This is a genomic window from Pseudomonas kitaguniensis (genome assembly GCF_049199985.1).
Taxonomy (GTDB): Bacteria; Pseudomonadota; Gammaproteobacteria; order Pseudomonadales; family Pseudomonadaceae; genus Aquipseudomonas; species Aquipseudomonas kitaguniensis.
Map to the genome: position 1 here is coordinate 691,082 of NZ_JBLZPT010000001.1, position 15,865 is coordinate 706,946.

Here is a 15,865-nt window from a genome sequence, read left to right on the forward strand (position 1 = left end):
AGCAGATTATCCCTTGCAGGCTTGAATAACGGCATCTATGGATTGGCGCGTTTTGTTAGCGTAGCCACACACAGGGCCGTGCTGTTCGCAGCGCCTTTTACCGCTCCAGGGAGCCAGTTGGATGACCACACAGTCTTCGAATAACCCCAGCATTGATCCGCACACGGCTCACCCGTTGTATATCAATGGTCGTTGGTGTGCCCCCGCCATTGCGGCCAGTTTGCCGGTGGTCAACCCGGCCACTGAAGCGGTGGTTGCAGAGGTCGCAAGCGGCTCCGCCGAGGACGTTGATCGGGCCGTTATGGCAGCACGCGCGGCCTTTGCAGGCTGGTCGCAGACCTCGGTTACTGAGCGCGCGCTGATGCTTGGAAAAATCCACGCACTGATTCTGGAGCGCAAAGAGCAGCTTGCCCAAGCCCTCACTCTGGAAATGGGCGCATCGATCAGCTCCGCCCGCGCCATGCAAGTGCCGCTGGCGGCCGAGCATGTTCGGGTCGCGCGTGACCTGCTCGGCACCTATCGCTTCCAGACCGTCGAAGGCGGTACCGCCATCGAGCGCCAAGCCATCGGCGTATGCGGTCTTATCACGCCGTGGAACTGGCCGCTGTATCAAATCACCGCAAAAGTCGCCCCGGCCATCGCCGCCGGTTGCACCGTGGTGCTCAAGCCCAGCGAACTGTCACCACTGAGCGCGCTGCTGTTTGCACAACTGGTGCACGACGCAGGCCTGCCGGCGGGCGTGTTCAACCTGGTGAATGGCAGCGGTGCCGAGGTCGGCGCAGCCATGGCGGCACATGCCGACATCGACATGATTTCGATCACCGGCTCAAACCGCGCCGGCGCGCTGGTTGCGCAAGCGGCCGCGCCGACGGTGAAACGCGTCACGCAGGAGCTGGGCGGCAAGTCGCCGAATGTGCTGCTGCCCGACGCCGACTTCGCCAAAGCCGTGCCGCTGGGCGTGCTGGCGGCGTTTCGCAACGTCGGCCAATCGTGCAGCGCGCCGACCCGAATGATCGTGCCGAAAAACCGCCTGGCCGAAGTCGAAGCGCTGGCCACGGCGACCGCGGATGCAATCATCGTCGGTGACCCGCTGTCGGAAGCGACGCAACTGGGCCCGATTGCCAACGAAGCCCAGTTCAATCGCGTTCAACACATGATCCAGGCAGGCCTTGATGAAGGCGCAAAACTGCTCTGCGGTGGGCCAGGCCGCGTGGCGGGTTTTACAAAGGGCTTCTATACCCGTCCGACGGTTTTCTCCGGCGTCGACAGCGCGATGCGCATCGCCCAAGAGGAAATATTCGGCCCGGTGCTGTGCATTATTGCGTATGAGACGGTCGACGAAGCGGTGGCGATCGCCAACCACACTGTCTATGGATTGGGCGCCCACGTTCAGGCGCAAGACCTTGACCTTGCGCGTGCCGTCGCGTCGCGTATTCGCGCCGGCCAAGTGCACCTGAACTACCCGGCCTGGAACCCCATGGCACCTTTCGGCGGCTACAAGCGCTCCGGCAATGGCCGCGAATACGGCGTGCATGGGTTTGAGGAGTACCTGGAAACCAAAGCCATCCTTGGGTTTGGCGAATAACCCGCGCGCGCAGCGGCTAGAGGATCAGGCGCTGCGCGCGGCGATGGCTTCGACTTCCACCAGCGCACCCGGCAACGGCAACGCCACCACTTGCAACGCCGTACGCGCAGGTTTGTTCGGTTGCTCGGGCGTACCGAAGAACTGCGTGTAACCGGCCTGCAAACCGGCAAAGTCGAGCTTGCCGCCGGTCTCTTCGGCGCCGACCAAAAATACCCGCAGTTGCACAATGTCGCCGATGTCGAGGTCTTGCTGGCGCAAAATGCTTTGCAGTTTCTTGAACACCGACACCGTCTGCACTTCGGTGTTGCCATAGGCGGCTGGCGTGCCCGCCGGGGCATTCGCATCGGCCAGGTCCGGCAAGGTGCCGCTGACAAAAATCAGGCTGGCGGAGGCCGGTACGGTGACGGTTTGCGAGATCGGGAAATTGCCCACACTGGTGCGTTGAATGCTGTCGCTCATGGTGTCTCTCCTTATGAAGCGGCAAGTGCCGCACTGTGTCGTTGCTGGGTAACGCGTTCAGCCAGTTGCGCGACCACATGGCGCGCCGAGTTGGCCGCCGATTCCTGCCAGATACCCACGCCGCTCTGCACCAGGCCGTCGCCGGCGAAGTACACGCGGCCGTGGCCTTGCTCCAGCAATGCGCTGGCCTGCGCCGGGAAATGTTCGCGTTGCAGCCACGGGCCTTCGCTGTAGGGGATCTGTTCCCAAGACACCGCCAGCGGGTCGCGAAGGTGTTTTGAATACCCCGGATGCAGCAGCTCAACGGCGGCCTTCGAGGTCGAGAACTGTTGCTCGAACGGTTGCGCGCCAAACACGTCGGCGCCCTCCCCGGTCACGTAGCCGGCCACCAGCAAACCGTTGCGGGTGTTGAGGTCGTTGCTTGGGTACCAGAGCAGGCGCGCCGGGTGATCCACCCACGAAAGCCCGCCGTAGGTGCGGTAGTCGGTCTCCCAGAAACGCGGCGATTGCCACGCCACTTTGGTCGCCTGGTCGCTGCGCGTGCTGAGCAGTGCGGCCTTGATCGGGTCGCTGAAATCGCTGTCGAGCTTGGCCAGCAACGGCAGTGGCAAGGTCGAGACCAGGTAATCGGCGCGCACCACCTGTTCGCGGCCGCTGTGCTGGTCGTGGTAGGTCACTGCCACGCCGTCTTCCAACTGGCGAATCTGGCGCACCTGCGCGCCCAGTTGCACCTGCTCGCGGACGCGTTGGTAGAACGCCTCGGTGATGCGGTCCATGCCGCCGACCGGCTGGAACATGGTGGCCGAGAACTCGGGAAATTCGGTGTGCAACAACGCGCCCCATAATTCCGGATGCAGCAAGCGTTCAAGGCCAATCGGGCGGGTGCTGGCCGGCAATGCGCCCGGGTGCGCAGGCGATTCCAGGTGACCGGAACGCAGGCTGCCGTCATACACCAGCGCTTGGGACAGGTCGCCATACACTTGCAAGAACGCCAGCAAACGCGTGCGTTCTTCGCGGCTCAGTACATCGTCGAGGGCGTTACGTTGCACCGCTTTAGCCAACAACCCGGACACGTGCCCGCGCGCATCATTGATTGCCTGGCCGACGCTGAACGCCGGTTGTTGCAGGTCCGGGCGCACCTGGGCGCCATGGCTGCTGTTGACCAGCACTTCGAGCGGCACACCGAGTTCGGCGCAGTAGTCGAGAATCGTGCGGTGCTGGCTGGGAATCCTTGCCGGGCCTGCGTTGAAATACACGCCCGGATCAAACGCTACGGTTTGCCTGCGGCCATCTTTGTAATCCACAGGGTCGCCGGCGCGCAGGGTCCAGGTGCGCCCGCCCACGCGGTCACGCGCCTCCAGTACCTGCACGTTGAAGCCTGCGCGGCTGAGTTCCAGCGCGCTGACCAGCCCGGCAATCCCGGCCCCCAGCACCAGCACGCGAGTGCCCTGGCCCAGGCCGGCCTTGAGCTTCAGCGGTTGCGGCCGGCGGTGCGACGACGGCCCCAGGCCGAGCGCCGCCAATGCATCCTTGACCGCCTTTTCACCGCCGACTGCGGCAATGCTCGACAACGCTTCACGTCGTGTCAGTCCCATGCTCAGTGCTCCTGATCCGGCAGGCCCGGTGGGTTGATCAGCGAGGCGTCGACGCGCTCCACGTCCAGCCCCCAACGCTGCAACACTTGCGCGTATTGGCCGCCGGCAATTGCACCTTCAAGGGCGGTGTGAATCGGCTCGACCAGGCCATTGCCCTTGCGCGTGGTCACGGCAATATCCGCCTGCAATGGCCAGCCACCGTTGACGGTGCCGACACGCTTGATGCCGCCAGTGATCGCGGCGGAATAGGCGTACACCGAATTAGGCCCGAACAGCGCATCGCTGCGCCCCGATTGCACCGCCAGTTGCGCGGCGGCCTGGTCGTCGAAGTACTGCAACAGCGCGGGCTTGATGCCAGCTTTTTCATTGGCCTCGTTCCACGCCAGCAGGACCTTTTCCTGGTTAGTGCCGGAACCGACGATGATCTTCAACCCGGCAATGTCGGCCGCGTGTTTGATCTCGCTGATCTTGCTCGTGCTTTTTACGTAAAACCCCAGCACGTCCTGGCGATACGTGGCGAAGTCAAAGCGTTTCTTGCGTGCCTCGGTCACGGTGACGTTGCTGATCACCGCGTCGTACTTGCCCGAACTCACGCCCAACGGCCAGTCTTCCCAACTGGTTTGCACCACATTGAGTTGCAGGCCGAGGCTGTCGGCCACCAACTGCGCAGTGTCGGCCTCGCTGCCGATGGTGGTCTTGTCGTCATTGGCGAGCAGCGCCAGCGGTGGCCCGGCGACACCGGACACGGCCACGGTGAACTTGCCGGGCTGGGCGAACTTGAAGCCCGGCGGGATCTGCGCGATCGCCGCTTCGTTGCGCGGCACATGAACGCGCACGCGGTCGGGGCTGAGGTCGACCTGTTGCACGGCGAATGCACTTTGCGCGGTGCCGACGGCAAGCGCCAGCAAGGCCACGCGGGTAGTCGTGATAAACATGGGCAGTCACTCCTTGAACTAAAGCACCTTGCCCAAAAAGGCCACGGTGCGGGGATGTCGGGGTTGGCGAAAAATCTGTTCGGGCGGGCCTTCTTCGATCAGTTGGCCGTCGCACAGAAACACCACGTGGTCAGCCACTTCGCGGGCGAAACCGATCTCGTGGGTGACAATCACCAAGGTCACGCCCAACTGCGTCAGGCCCTTGATCACATCGAGCACCTCGCCCACCAGTTCCGGGTCGAGGGCCGAGGTCGGTTCATCAAACAGCAGCACCTTTGGGTCCAGCGCCAAGGCGCGGGCAATGGCGACGCGCTGTTGCTGGCCGCCGGAGAGCTGGCGCGGGTATGCATCGAGCTTGTCCGCCAGGCCGACCTTGGCCAACAGCTCAGCGGCCTTGGCCTGCGCCTCAGGCTTGCTCCAGCGCTTGTGCGCCAGTGGGGCTTCGGCGACGTTTTCCCAGGCGGTGAGGTGCGGGAACAGGTTGAAGTTCTGGAACACGAACCCCACGTCGATGCGCCGCTTGAGAATCTCGCGCTCCTTGAGCTCAAAGAGCAGGTCGCCTTTACGCCGGTAGCCGACGTATTCACCGTCGATGGTGATGTGCCCGCTGTCGATTTTCTCCAAGTGGTTGATGGTGCGCAGCAAAGTCGATTTGCCCGAGCCGGAAGGCCCCAGAATCACCGTGACTTTGCCGGGGTCGATGGTCAGGTCGATGTCTTTTAATACCTGCTGGTTGCCAAAGCGCTTGCCCACGCCCTGGATCTGAATACGGCCGGCGCGGGCTTCACTCATGGGTTTTCTCCTTGAGCCAGCGGCGCACACGTTGCAGCGGCGTGGGCGGCAGCACCCTGGCCGTGCCGCGCGCAAAATGCCGCTCGACGTAGTACTGCGCGCTGGTCAGCACGGTGGTGATGATCAAGTACCAGACGGTGGCGACGATCAGCAGCGGGATCACCGCCTGCGTGCGGTTGTAGATGACCTGCACGGTGTAGAACAGCTCCGGCAAGGCCAGCACGTAGACGATGGACGTGCCCTTGACCAGGCCGATGATTTCGTTGAAACCCGAGGGCAAGATCGAGCGCAGTGCCTGCGGCAGAATGATCCGGAAAACCCGTCGCGAGGCCGGCAAGCCCAAGGCCGCGGCCGCCTCATGCTGGCCGGCGTCGACACCGATCAAGCCGCCCCGAATAATCTCTGCGGCATACGCCGCTTGCATCAGGCTGAGGCCCAACACCGCGACGGTGAACTGGCTCAGTACATCCACCGTCGACCACTCGGCGAACACCACGGAGGTAAACGGCACGCCGAGCACGATGTGGTCATACAGATACGCAAAGTTGTAGAGGATGATCAGCACCAGCAGCGCCGGCATCGAACGGAAAAACCAGATGTAGCCCCAGGCCAACGCCGCCAACAACGGCGAGCCGGACAACCGCGCCAAGGCCAGCGCGGTGCCGAGGATGATGCTGAACACGCTGCTGAGCAGGGTCAGCAACAGCGTCTGGCCGAGGCCACGCAACACCGACGGCGAGAAGAACCATTGGCCGAATACACCCCACTCCCAACGCGGGTTGGTGGCCAGGGAATACACGATGGCCAACACCACCAACGCGGCGAAAATTGACCCCGCCCAGCGCCACGGGTGCCGGGCAGGCACTATTTGCAACGCCTTGATGGGTGTGGAAACGCGGCTGCGGCGAACCGGTTGCGCGCTGACCTGATTGATCAGGTCATACGATTTGGCGACAATGGGCATGTTCTATTCCTCGCGGGTAGCGGCCTTAGAAGGCGTAAGTCAGCCGGGTGTAGTAGTACCCGCCGGTAAAACCGTAGGGCGAATACGTGCCGTAGCTGGCAACCATGGTGCTGCTCGGCACGCCTTGTTTTTTCGGGTAGACGTCGAACAGATTTTTCGCGCCGATGGCGATGTTGAGGTCTTTGGTGAGGGTGTAGCCAAGGTCGAGGTCGGTGATCCATTTCGCGCTGTAAACGCGGTCCAGGCTGCGGTCGGCAGAGACATTCACTTCTTTGTATGAGCCGTAGCGGGTCAGGGCCAGGTTGAGGTTGAAGCGGTCGATGCTCCAGTCACCGCCCAGAATCAGCTTGGTGCTCGGCTGCACGCCGGTGATCAGGTTGCGCGCCTCGCGGTCCATCAGGTCGTACGCGGTGCCGAGGATAGTGGTCGACTCCTTGTAGTTGAGGATCTTGGTCTGGTTCCAGTTAAACGCCGCCGTCCATTTCAATGCGCCGTATTCGCCGAGGTCCTGGTTGTAGTTGCTGACCAGGTCCAGGCCTTTGGTGCGAGTGTCGGCGCCGTTGATGAAGTACTGGCCGCCGGAGGTGGAATTGACGCCGTTGTTTTGCAATACCTGAGTGACTTCCGGGCCGAGCAAGGTGCCGGTGAGCGTGATGCGGTCGCGCAGGTTGATCACGTAGGCATCGGCGGTGAAGCTCAGGCGGTCGGTGGGCGTCAAGGTGAAGCCGAGGCTGAAGTTGGTCGAGCGCTCGGGTTTCAAGCCTTCAGCGCCCAACGCCTTGGCCGCCGCCGAATCCACCGGCAGCACGCCGTAGTTGATCGACTGGTAAACCCCGTCTACCACGCCATAGGTGGTGGAGCGTGCGCTGAACAGGCTGTTCGCCAGCGACGGCGCGCGAAAGCCGTTGCTGACCGTGGCGCGCACGGCAAACTGCGGGGTGAAATCGTAGCGCGTGGTCAGCTTGCCGCTGCGGGTGGCGCCGACGCCTTCGTTGTAATGCTCATAACGCAACGCGGTGCCCACGTACCAATCCGGCAGCGGGTTAAAGCCTGCGTCGACGTAACTGGCGAGGCTGTTGCGTGAGGCGCTGCTTTCTTCGTCCGGCGAAATACCGTTGGTGACTTGCGCGCCGGAGGACGCGCAGTTGCCCGGTGCCACGCAATAACCGCCATTGGCATACGAGGCATAATCACCGGCCTGCACCTCGTAGGTGTCGCGCCGATGCTCAAAGCCGTAAGACAGGTCCAGTGGCTTTTGCAGGCCGATGTCGAAGCCGCGTTTGAAGTCGAGGTTGGTGGTCAGCTCGGTGGAAATCCACGTACCGGACGTGAAGCGGTTCGGCGTGGCCTCACCCAGCGACGGGTTCTGGTTGTGGGTGGTGCCCTGCTCCGCTTCGTTGCGCCCGTAGGTGGTGGACACATCCCACTGCCACTCGCCGACGGTGCCTTTGCCGCCGAACGCGGCCTGAAAATCGTCCTCGTCGATGTACCAGGTCGGCGTGTACCCGGACGGGTAGCCATTCGGGCCGGTGGTGATGGTGTTGGTGATGGTCGGCAGGCGGAAGTTCTGCCCCTGCTCGGCCTTGCGCCGCGAATAGGTGGTGAAGGAGTAGAGGCTGAAGCTGTCATCAATCGGCAGTTCGGCGTTGTAGCCCAGGGTCAGCAAGTTGGTTTTGGGCGTGCCGTAGCCGCCGTAGGTGGACTTGCCCGCCAGGCCGTAGGCTTGCTCGTAGGTGTAGCCATTGGCGCTGGCCTTGTTGTCGTCGTTCTGGCTGCGCGCATCCAGCGCCAGTTGCAGGATGCCGCCGTTGCCGATTTCGAAGCCTTTGTTGAGGCTTTGCTGCACGGTCTGTTTTTTGCCGTCATAACCCTGGCCGAGGTTAGTGACTGCCGTGCCGCTGGTGTCGGCCTTGAGGATCACATTGATCACCCCGGCGATGGCGTCGGAGCCGTATTGGGCGGCGGCGCCATCGCGCAGCACTTCGACGTGATCAATGGCGCTGATCGGGATCAGGTCGAGGTCCGCCGGTGCAGCGCCGGTGTTGATGCCGTTGATGTTGAGGGTGGCGCTGGTGTGGCGGCGTTTGCCGTTGACCAGTACCAGCACTTCGGCAGCGCTCAAGCCACGCAAGTTGGGCGCGCGGGCTATGCCGCTGGCGTCCCAACCGGTTTTTTCCGGCAGGCTCAGCGACGGGATTACCGCGCTCAAGGCTTCCATCAAACCGGGCTTGCCGGTGCTTTGCAGTTGTTTGGCGCTGACCACATCGATCGGCACCGGGCTACTGGTGACGGTGCGCTGTTCGGCGCCTCGGTTGCCGGTGACCACCACGGTGGACAGGGTGCTGTCGTCCTGGGCCTGGGCGGTGCTCGCCAGCAAGGCCAGCGCGAGTGCGGCGGTCGGGGGTAAAACGTGCTTCATGGCCACTCCAAACTTTCCAAATCGCGAAGTCGGGCAGTCACGCTGTCGATTTGGACGGCGCGGGGTGCTCGGTTTTCAGGGGGTTGCCTGCGATTTGGAGCTAGGTGTGGAGCGAGCGTGGGGTTTGAATTGGCAACATACGTTGAACTCCCTTCCAACGATTCTGCTACGGGGTGATTACCCGGCTTGGGTGCGCAGAATCCGAATTGCTATGGGTACCATCCGAGGTCAGGGGTAGGCTGTTGCAATCAAACATAACGGAATGAATTTCAAAAATATAATGCTATTTGGGCATAAGCTAATATTCTGAGTTTTCATTATTTTATGATTGGGTTATTCATATAAATAATGTCTTTTTGAGATTATGCTGCTGTTCTTCAGAAGCCGGCCCACTCTCGCACACCAGATGCGATCAAAAAATGTGGGAGCGGGCTTGCTCGCGATTACCGTGTGTCAGTTGAAAAATACTTATCTGACACACCGCAATCGCGAGCAAGCCCGCTCCCACATTTACTGCGTTCGGCTTTGCGCTACTTGCCCGGCTGCAACAACTGCATCTGCTGGCGATAATCATCCGTCACCTGACGCGCCTGGCTGCCGCTGGTGATCACCCGAGGCGTGATCAGCACGATCAACTCAGTGCGATCCTTGGACTTGCTGGTGCTGCCAAACAACCACTGCAACCCGGGAATCCGCCCCAGATAAGGCACCGCGCTGACAGTCTCGGCGTTGTCCTGCTTGATCAAGCCGCCGAGCAATACCGTCTGCCCGCTCTGCACCGCCACTTGGGTCGACACCGAACGCGTAGAAATACGCGGGTTATTTTGCGTGTCACTGCTGGTAGACGTCTGCGCCTGAGCATCACTGACTTGCTGCTGAATATCCATGTACACCAGGCCACCCGGATTGATCCGCGGCACCACGTCGAGAATCACCCCGGTCTGCACATATTCGACACTGCTCAAGGTGGTGTTGGAAATGCCCGTATTCACCGTGGTCTGGCTGATCGGAATATTATCGCCGACTTGAATCTGCGCCGGCTGGTTGTTCATCACCACCAGCGACGGTGCCGACAGCACTTGGGTGCGGCCGTTGGTTTCCAGGGCGTGCAAGGCCACTTGCAGGTTGGAGCTGACGAACGAATAGAACAACGAATCGGTGGCGCCCAAACCGGCACCGCCGCCGCCCAGCGCGCCTTGGCTGCCGGATGTGTTAGCCACGGTGGTGCTGGTGGAATTGCCCGCCAGGCGGCCCAAATACCATTGCACACCGAGGTCCAGTTCACCGGTGAGTTTGACCTCCAGAATGCGCGTCTCTATCTGCACTTGCAGCGGTGGGTTGTCGAGGCGCTTGATCGCCGATTCGATCTCTTTCCACTGCACGGGGCGAGTCCGCACGAGCAGTTGGTTACTACTTTTTTGCGCGGTGATGCGGGTGCCGGCGTCAAGGCTTTTGGCCGTTGTGCCCGCGCCTGCGTCCTGCTCGGTGCCTTGGCTCTCGCTGTCGGCGTCGGCTTCCGGTTCCTGCTCTTCTTCGTTGCCAGCGGCCTGGTTGTTAGCCATGCCAACGCTGTTGCCCATGCCATTACCGGTGCCGGTGCCGGTGCCCATGCCCATCCCCGAGCTGTTGCCATTCATTCCACCGGAGGTGCTGTTGGTGGCGGGCGACGACAGGGTTGCAGTGCGCAAACCCGGCGCGACTTTGGCCGGCGCATCGTCCTTGATCGCACCGCTGCCGTAGATCTGACGCAGGTACTTGGCGAGGTCGGTGGCCTTCATGTTGCGCACGTCGTAGACGTACATCTGTGGCTCGTTGCCGCCGCCTTCGTCGATGGTGTGAATCCAGTCACCGACTTCGCTGAGGTACTGCGGCTGGGACGAAATCGCCACCACCGAGTTGGTCCGCTCAATCGGCAAAAAGCGCACCATGCCCGCCAGTGGCATGCCGCTGTTGGGGCCGAACATCTTTTGCAGCTCGGGCATCAGCTCGGCGACCGAGGCGCGCTGCAGGCCGAACACCCCGACCGACATGCCCTTGAGCCAGTCCACATCAAAGGTGTCGATGGTGTCCTGGTAGTTGGCCAATTCTTCAGGCGTGCCCGCCAGGCTGAGCACATTGCGCGCCGGGTCGACCAGCAAAAATGCATTTTCGCGGGCAAACGGCTTGAGCAACTTTTGCATCTCGGTGGCCGAGATATAGCGCAGCACAAACAGCCGCGCCGACAGGCCGCTGGAAGGTTGCGAGACGCGCATCTCCGGCACCAGCTTGCCAGCCACTGCCTGGTTGGCCGGCAGGATCACATAGCGATTGCCCTGCTTGATCATGGCGTTGTCGGTCCATGACAGCAGGGTTTCAAGAATCGACAGCGCCTGCTGCTTGTTCACAGGCTTGGAGGTGGAAAAGCTGACGTTGCCTTTCACACCTTGGCCGATGCTGTAGTTTTCGTGCAGCAAGTCGCCCATCACGCTGTTGATCACGGCTTCGATTGGCTGGTCAGCGAAGTTGAACACGATGTCACCGCTGCCCTCCTGCTTGGGCGCCGCCGCTGCCGGTGGGCGCACGAACTGCTGGTTGCCGCGGATCAACTGGCGTTGCGGCGGCGTTTTCGCCTGCGGTTGGCCAGTGTCGACCGAGGCCTGTTCGGTGGCCGGGTCGACGTGTGGGCGTTGTGACCCAGTGCCCTGCATTGCCTCATGCAACAGAGCCTCGTCCGGGTCGAGATGGTCGGGGAATGTCCCGCAGCCGCCGAGTGAAACAGCGGTGGCGAGGCAAAACACGGTGGTGCGCAAGGCGCCAGGGAATGTGTCGATCAAGGGGTGGGCTCATGAGGAAGGGTAATCGGGGGTGTAGTCGACGGCGGCGGCAAACGCAGGGTGGTGAGGCTCAGCGTTTGCGTGCGGCCGTCGAGAACGAAACGGGCGTTACGCGGTGTCAGGTTTTCCAGCAACCAGCCATTGGGCAGGGCCTGGCCTTGATGAACTTTCAGTGGCGGGCCGTCGGCACGCTTGAGCATTGCCACGCGCACGTCGCCGTCGAGCACGATGCCGGTCAGCGTGAGGCTCGACAGGCTGGACACCTCGGTCTGGTTCACGGCGCGGTCGGGGCTGCGGTTGGGGCTGAACAGCGGGGCCTGCCAAGTGCCGGCAAGGCTTTCCAGGGTTGCGCTCGGCGCCACCAACACCTTTGCCGAAGCGTTGGTGCGCGCATCCGGCTCAGGCACCGGCAACCACTGCGGCGCATCGCCGAGGCTGCTGTAGATGCCGACCATCAGCACGCCCAGCAGCCCGGCTACACCGAGCAAACCCCACTCCAGGGGGCGCAATGCAGCGTTCATCGGCGCACCTTCGCGGTGTCGGCGGGTTGCAGGTAGCCGCGCACCAACATGTGCACCGCCAGTTTGCCGGCGCCACCGCTGGCGGGGGCATGCGGCGGGCGGCGAATGCTGAGTTCATCGACGAACAAAAACGGCCGCTGGTACTCCAGCTCATGCAGGATCGCGGTCAGCGGTTCAATCGCGCAGTCGAGGGTCAGGCTGACTTTGACCTGGCGATACGGCTCGGTGTCGTCCTGCTCGGGGGTGATCGGCATGCGCTGGGTCAGGCTGCAGCCACCGCCGAGGTTGGCGCGGTTTTTAATCAGGTCGGCGATGCGCTGCATCAGGTCAGCCGCTACCGCGCTGGGGTCATCGCCTGGCAACAGGCTGGTGCTGCTGGCCGGGTCTTGCTGGGCCTGCGCCAATTGTTCGCGCAGGCTATCGCCCTGGCGCAACACGCCAGCGTAGCGTTGTTGCTGCTCGCGCAATTGGTCGGCCTGCTCGCCCATGTCACGCAGCGGCCCGGCGAACCAGCTGTCGATCAACAGCCAGTAACCGGCGCCGAGCACCAGCGCCAGGACGATCAACGCGGCGCCACGGCGTTCAAGGAGTGTCAGTGGTCGGCGCATCGGCGGCCTCCTGGTGCAGATGGGCACGCAAGGAAAACTGGTCCTTGGCGGTTTGCGCATCGGGTTGAATCACCCCTTCGAACTGGGCGTTTTCCAGACTGTGGCAGCCTTTTATCCGGGTGATCAGCGCACTGGCCTTGGCGCTTTGCCCGGAGAATGAAACATCCGCGCCGTCGTTGACTTCCAACTGGTCCAGCCAGGTGTCGGACGGCAAGCAGGACGTCAGTTCGTTGAGGAATGCCGACAGCGGCGGTTGCGCGGCCTTGCGCCGGATCAAGTACTGCGCGGCGCCGCGGGTATTCAGCAATTGCTGACGCAACGCCTGAACCTGCGCCACCTGCGCCTTTTGCGCTTGCACGCTGTGTTGCATGGCGTCGAGCAAGCGTTGGCGGTCGTTGAGCCAGAGCAACATGGCCGCGATCAGCAACGCGCCGCACACCCATGGAAGGCTGCGCTGCAAGCCCTTGCCGGTCGGGCGCTGGCGCGGACGCAGGGGCGTCGGCAGCAAGTCGATGCCCAGCGGCACGCCACGACCGTCGTCGACATCCACAGCATGCGGCTGCAAACCCAGCGCGGCGCAGTCGCTGAGAATCTGGTCGAGACGCTCGCGCAGGATCGCCACCAACGTCACGTGCAAATGCGTCGGCGTGCGGCGCTCCTGCCGCGCAACGAAATACAACTGGGCGGCGTCGAACGGGGTAAAGCGGTCGAGCTCATAGCCCACCACCGCCGACAGGTTGCGCGCGGCGGCCAGCGGTAATTGCAGCGTTTGCCGCAGCACCGCGTCGGGCGCCAGCAGCAACACCTGACGCACTTCACCGGGGCGTTTTTCCACCGGCGCAGTCAGCGGCCACGGGTAAACGTGCTCGGGAATGTCTTGCAGCGATAACCACGCAGGCAGGCAACCGCGCAGCTCTTTGAGCCACAGGCGCCATGCCTGTTGCAGCAGGCTGCCGTGCCAGCGCCGGGTGACCGGCTCTGTCAGCAACTGCAACCGCGCAGCCAATTGTTCATTTATTCTTGCCAACGTAAGACTCGATAAGGGTAAGCGCTTCCTAGCGCAGGGCTTAATAAAACCGTGGCTTGCAGCTGCGCATGATAACCACCGGGGCGGTTGGCACGGCTGTCGATCACCAGCACCTCACCGGCGTCGGCGCCCACTGCACTTTGGTGGGGCAAGTTCAGTGCGCGGCGCATCAAGGCGCTGGCGAATGCCGGGTCTGGCCGATCAAGGCCACTCCACAAACTGATTTCCGGTACCAGCGCGCTGTACAGCGCCTGGGTCATGCCGGGCAATTGGCGCAGTTCCTCAACCACTCGAAACGGCGCCAAGCCTTTGTTGCGACGCACTTCCAGGTCTTTGGCGAGCTGGTTGGCCTGGGCCTGCGACGCGCCGCAGGCCAGCGCCAGGCGCGCGAAGTCAGCCACCTCGGCGCTGTTCAGGTACAACTTGCCACGCTCGCTGCGCACACTCACGTGTAGCTGCGCATCGTCGAACACCATCGGCATTTCACGCCCGTCGGCCACCCATTGCTTGCGCTGCACCGGGTCGACCAGCGCCTGTACGGCCAATGCCAACCCCGCTTCGGCCGCCAGCAATGCCTGCGTGTGCTGGCGCTGCCATGTGGCCTGGCGCGCTTCCAATTGTACCCAGCCAGCCAGGCCGCCCAGCAACAGGCTGAGCAAGGCCAGCACCCACAGCACCAGCAGCAAAGCGACACCGCGTTGATGCTTGATCATTCGGGCGCCCCGCCGGAGAGGTTCAGGCGCAAGGCAACCACCTGCGTCACCCACGGCACCGGCCCGTTGACGCGTGCGGCGATGCGCACCGCGTGGGGCAGGCGTTGGGACCAGGGCCAGTCGCTGACCCAGCCGGTGTGCTGGCCCTTCGGCGATATTCCGCGATAGCTGAATTGCAGGTCCTCGACGTTTTTGAGCAACACCTGCGGCTCGCCACGCGAGGCCGGTACGCTGGCCTGCGCGGGGGATTCAAAACGCGCGAACGCCACCTGCAAATCACGGTGCGCCTCAGGCCCGGCCAATTGCAGGGTGAAACGCTGAATACCGCCGCCGAGCACGCCGGGCAAGGTCGCGACAAATTGCATACGCTGCGCACTGCCGGTGAAAAAACCATTGGTCTGGCTGTCGTCTTCGGTCACGTCCAGCGGCAGCGCCTCGCTGATGGAGGTGCGCAAAAACTGCTGCGCGGCGCGCGTTTCATCCAGGCTCACCGTGTAGCGCTGGGCCTTGAGCACCGCGCGATTGGCGCCCAACAGTGCCCCACCGACCAGGGTCAACAAGACCCCGAGCAAGCTGAGCACGATCATGATTTCGAGCAGGGTAAAACCCCGTTGAGCCTGCTTCACAGGCCGGCACTGTCGGTAGCGGCGCGCAGTTTCAAGGTACTGAAACGTGCCTTGCGCGGGCCTTCGTTGACGGTCAGGTCAAGGCGAAACAAACGCGGCTGGCCGATACGGGTCGGCTGCTGGGCGATGTTTAATTGCCAATGGATGCCCTCCAGGTTGCCCTCGCGCACGCCACTCACCAACGGCCCTGTGACTTCCTGGTCCATCACGCTTTGCGCCGCGTGGGTCAACCGATCACTGTGATTGACCTGCAATAAAGAGCGCGCGCTCTGGCCGAAAGCGACCAGCAGCACGGTGCTGCAAACGGCCATGAGCGTCAGCGCGGCGAGCATTTCGAGCAAGGTAAAACCGGATTGGCGATGGCGGCTCATGGCAACGCCTTGGACTGCACGCTGCCGGTCAGCCAGCCAATATCGATGCGCCAATGCCGACTGCCGCTGGCCAGCAACAGGTTGCCGCCGGTTGAACTGCCGTCGGGGTAAAACTCCACGGTCGAACCGGCTTGCTCGGAGGTGTTCAAGGTCACTTGCAGGTCGGCCGGCCAGTGTTTTACCGGCCGCCCCGGCGCCTGAAAACTCAACGCACGCAGATCAAAAACGGTTTTTTCTGCGTTGCCACTGACAATCGCGCGTGCCCGCGTGCTGCGCAATGCCTCGACCATCTGCCCAACCACTTGGCGCTCTTTAGCGGTGCGCAGGCCTTGTTGCAGGCCAAATCCCACCAACCCGGCTGCCAGGCTGATCAAAACGATCACCACCAGCATTTCCAGCAGGGTAAAGCCGCGTTGGGGGTTAGGCATGGTCGCGGG

Annotated in this window: 15 protein-coding genes; 1 reads left to right on the forward strand and 14 read right to left on the reverse strand. The window is 62.7% G+C overall.

Annotated features, from left to right (window positions below; genetic code table 11):
- The first annotated feature begins 121 nt into the window (after positions 1–121).
- Positions 122–1,585 (forward strand): aldehyde dehydrogenase family protein, encoded by a 1,464-nt coding sequence (locus ACOZK9_RS03270; protein WP_421555280.1) that lies wholly within the window; start codon positions 122–124, stop codon positions 1,583–1,585.
- A 24-nt stretch (positions 1,586–1,609) separates the two neighbouring features.
- Here the strand turns inward: ACOZK9_RS03270 and ACOZK9_RS03275 are convergent, their stop codons facing one another.
- The 14 genes from ACOZK9_RS03275 to ACOZK9_RS03340 all read right to left on the reverse strand — a co-directional run bounded on the left by ACOZK9_RS03275 (position 1,610) and on the right by ACOZK9_RS03340 (position 15,856).
- Positions 1,610–2,044, reverse strand: coding sequence for a RidA family protein (locus tag ACOZK9_RS03275; RefSeq protein WP_421555281.1), 435 nt, complete (start codon positions 2,042–2,044; stop codon positions 1,610–1,612).
- Positions 2,045–2,055: 11 nt separating this feature from the next.
- Entirely contained in the window at positions 2,056–3,639 is a 1,584-nt protein-coding gene (locus ACOZK9_RS03280; protein WP_421555282.1) for a flavin monoamine oxidase family protein, read from the reverse strand.
- A 2-nt stretch (positions 3,640–3,641) separates the two neighbouring features.
- Complete coding sequence (locus tag ACOZK9_RS03285; RefSeq protein WP_421555283.1) at positions 3,642–4,574, reverse strand: ABC transporter substrate-binding protein; 933 nt, start codon at positions 4,572–4,574, stop codon at positions 3,642–3,644.
- An 18-nt stretch (positions 4,575–4,592) separates the two neighbouring features.
- Positions 4,593–5,366, reverse strand: coding sequence for an amino acid ABC transporter ATP-binding protein (locus ACOZK9_RS03290; RefSeq protein WP_421555284.1), 774 nt, complete (start codon positions 5,364–5,366; stop codon positions 4,593–4,595).
- Complete coding sequence (locus ACOZK9_RS03295) at positions 5,359–6,330, reverse strand: amino acid ABC transporter permease (RefSeq protein WP_152749309.1); 972 nt, start codon at positions 6,328–6,330, stop codon at positions 5,359–5,361. Before ACOZK9_RS03295 ends, ACOZK9_RS03290 begins: the two co-directional genes overlap by 8 nt.
- 25 nt (positions 6,331–6,355) lie before the next feature.
- On the reverse strand, positions 6,356–8,749 hold the full coding sequence (locus tag ACOZK9_RS03300) for a TonB-dependent receptor plug domain-containing protein (RefSeq protein ID WP_152749310.1): 2,394 nt from the start codon (positions 8,747–8,749) through the stop codon (positions 6,356–6,358).
- Between the two features lie 530 nt (positions 8,750–9,279).
- Positions 9,280–11,562, reverse strand: a complete 2,283-nt coding sequence (gspD, locus tag ACOZK9_RS03305; RefSeq protein ID WP_421555285.1) for a type II secretion system secretin GspD — start codon at positions 11,560–11,562, stop codon at positions 9,280–9,282.
- Positions 11,559–12,083, reverse strand: a complete 525-nt coding sequence (locus ACOZK9_RS03310; RefSeq protein WP_152749269.1) for a general secretion pathway protein GspN — start codon at positions 12,081–12,083, stop codon at positions 11,559–11,561. Before ACOZK9_RS03310 ends, gspD begins: the two co-directional genes overlap by 4 nt.
- Positions 12,080–12,691, reverse strand: coding sequence for a type II secretion system protein GspM (gene gspM, locus ACOZK9_RS03315; RefSeq protein ID WP_058412085.1), 612 nt, complete (start codon positions 12,689–12,691; stop codon positions 12,080–12,082). The genes ACOZK9_RS03310 and gspM overlap by 4 nt, the downstream gene beginning before the upstream one ends.
- The gene (locus ACOZK9_RS03320) at positions 12,666–13,709 is read right to left on the reverse strand and encodes a type II secretion system protein GspL (protein ID WP_421555321.1); all 1,044 of its coding nucleotides are present in this window, start codon (positions 13,707–13,709) and stop codon (positions 12,666–12,668) included. The genes gspM and ACOZK9_RS03320 overlap by 26 nt, the downstream gene beginning before the upstream one ends.
- Positions 13,706–14,431, reverse strand: coding sequence for a type II secretion system protein GspK (locus tag ACOZK9_RS03325; protein WP_058412086.1), 726 nt, complete (start codon positions 14,429–14,431; stop codon positions 13,706–13,708). Before ACOZK9_RS03325 ends, ACOZK9_RS03320 begins: the two co-directional genes overlap by 4 nt.
- The gene (locus tag ACOZK9_RS03330) at positions 14,428–15,057 is read right to left on the reverse strand and encodes a prepilin-type N-terminal cleavage/methylation domain-containing protein (protein WP_058412087.1); all 630 of its coding nucleotides are present in this window, start codon (positions 15,055–15,057) and stop codon (positions 14,428–14,430) included. Before ACOZK9_RS03330 ends, ACOZK9_RS03325 begins: the two co-directional genes overlap by 4 nt.
- Positions 15,054–15,428: a PulJ/GspJ family protein gene (locus ACOZK9_RS03335; RefSeq protein ID WP_058412088.1), complete on the reverse strand. Its 375-nt coding sequence runs from the start codon at positions 15,426–15,428 to the stop codon at positions 15,054–15,056. Before ACOZK9_RS03335 ends, ACOZK9_RS03330 begins: the two co-directional genes overlap by 4 nt.
- Positions 15,425–15,856 carry a type II secretion system protein gene (locus ACOZK9_RS03340; protein ID WP_058412089.1) on the reverse strand — a complete coding sequence of 144 codons (432 nt, stop codon included), beginning with the start codon at positions 15,854–15,856 and terminating at the stop codon, positions 15,425–15,427. Before ACOZK9_RS03340 ends, ACOZK9_RS03335 begins: the two co-directional genes overlap by 4 nt.
- Positions 15,857–15,865 lie beyond the last annotated feature (9 nt).

Bases quoted from the DNA above. Each gene is read 5' to 3' on its own strand.
- ACOZK9_RS03295 (WP_152749309.1), bottom strand. From the start codon at position 6,330: ATGCCCATTGTCGCCAAATCGTATGACCTGATCAATCAGGTCAGCGCG.
- ACOZK9_RS03310 (WP_152749269.1), bottom strand. From the start codon at position 12,083: ATGAACGCTGCATTGCGCCCCCTGGAGTGGGGTTTGCTCGGTGTAGCC.
- ACOZK9_RS03290 (WP_421555284.1), bottom strand. From the start codon at position 5,366: ATGAGTGAAGCCCGCGCCGGCCGTATTCAGATCCAGGGCGTGGGCAAG.
- ACOZK9_RS03275 (WP_421555281.1), bottom strand. From the start codon at position 2,044: ATGAGCGACAGCATTCAACGCACCAGTGTGGGCAATTTCCCGATCTCG.
- gspM (WP_058412085.1), bottom strand. From the start codon at position 12,691: ATGCGCCGACCACTGACACTCCTTGAACGCCGTGGCGCCGCGTTGATC.
- ACOZK9_RS03335 (WP_058412088.1), bottom strand. From the start codon at position 15,428: ATGAGCCGCCATCGCCAATCCGGTTTTACCTTGCTCGAAATGCTCGCC.
- ACOZK9_RS03340 (WP_058412089.1), bottom strand. From the start codon at position 15,856: ATGCCTAACCCCCAACGCGGCTTTACCCTGCTGGAAATGCTGGTGGTG.
- ACOZK9_RS03270 (WP_421555280.1), top strand. From the start codon at position 122: ATGACCACACAGTCTTCGAATAACCCCAGCATTGATCCGCACACGGCT.
- ACOZK9_RS03280 (WP_421555282.1), bottom strand. From the start codon at position 3,639: ATGGGACTGACACGACGTGAAGCGTTGTCGAGCATTGCCGCAGTCGGC.
- ACOZK9_RS03285 (WP_421555283.1), bottom strand. From the start codon at position 4,574: ATGTTTATCACGACTACCCGCGTGGCCTTGCTGGCGCTTGCCGTCGGC.
- ACOZK9_RS03325 (WP_058412086.1), bottom strand. From the start codon at position 14,431: ATGATCAAGCATCAACGCGGTGTCGCTTTGCTGCTGGTGCTGTGGGTG.
- ACOZK9_RS03300 (WP_152749310.1), bottom strand. From the start codon at position 8,749: ATGAAGCACGTTTTACCCCCGACCGCCGCACTCGCGCTGGCCTTGCTG.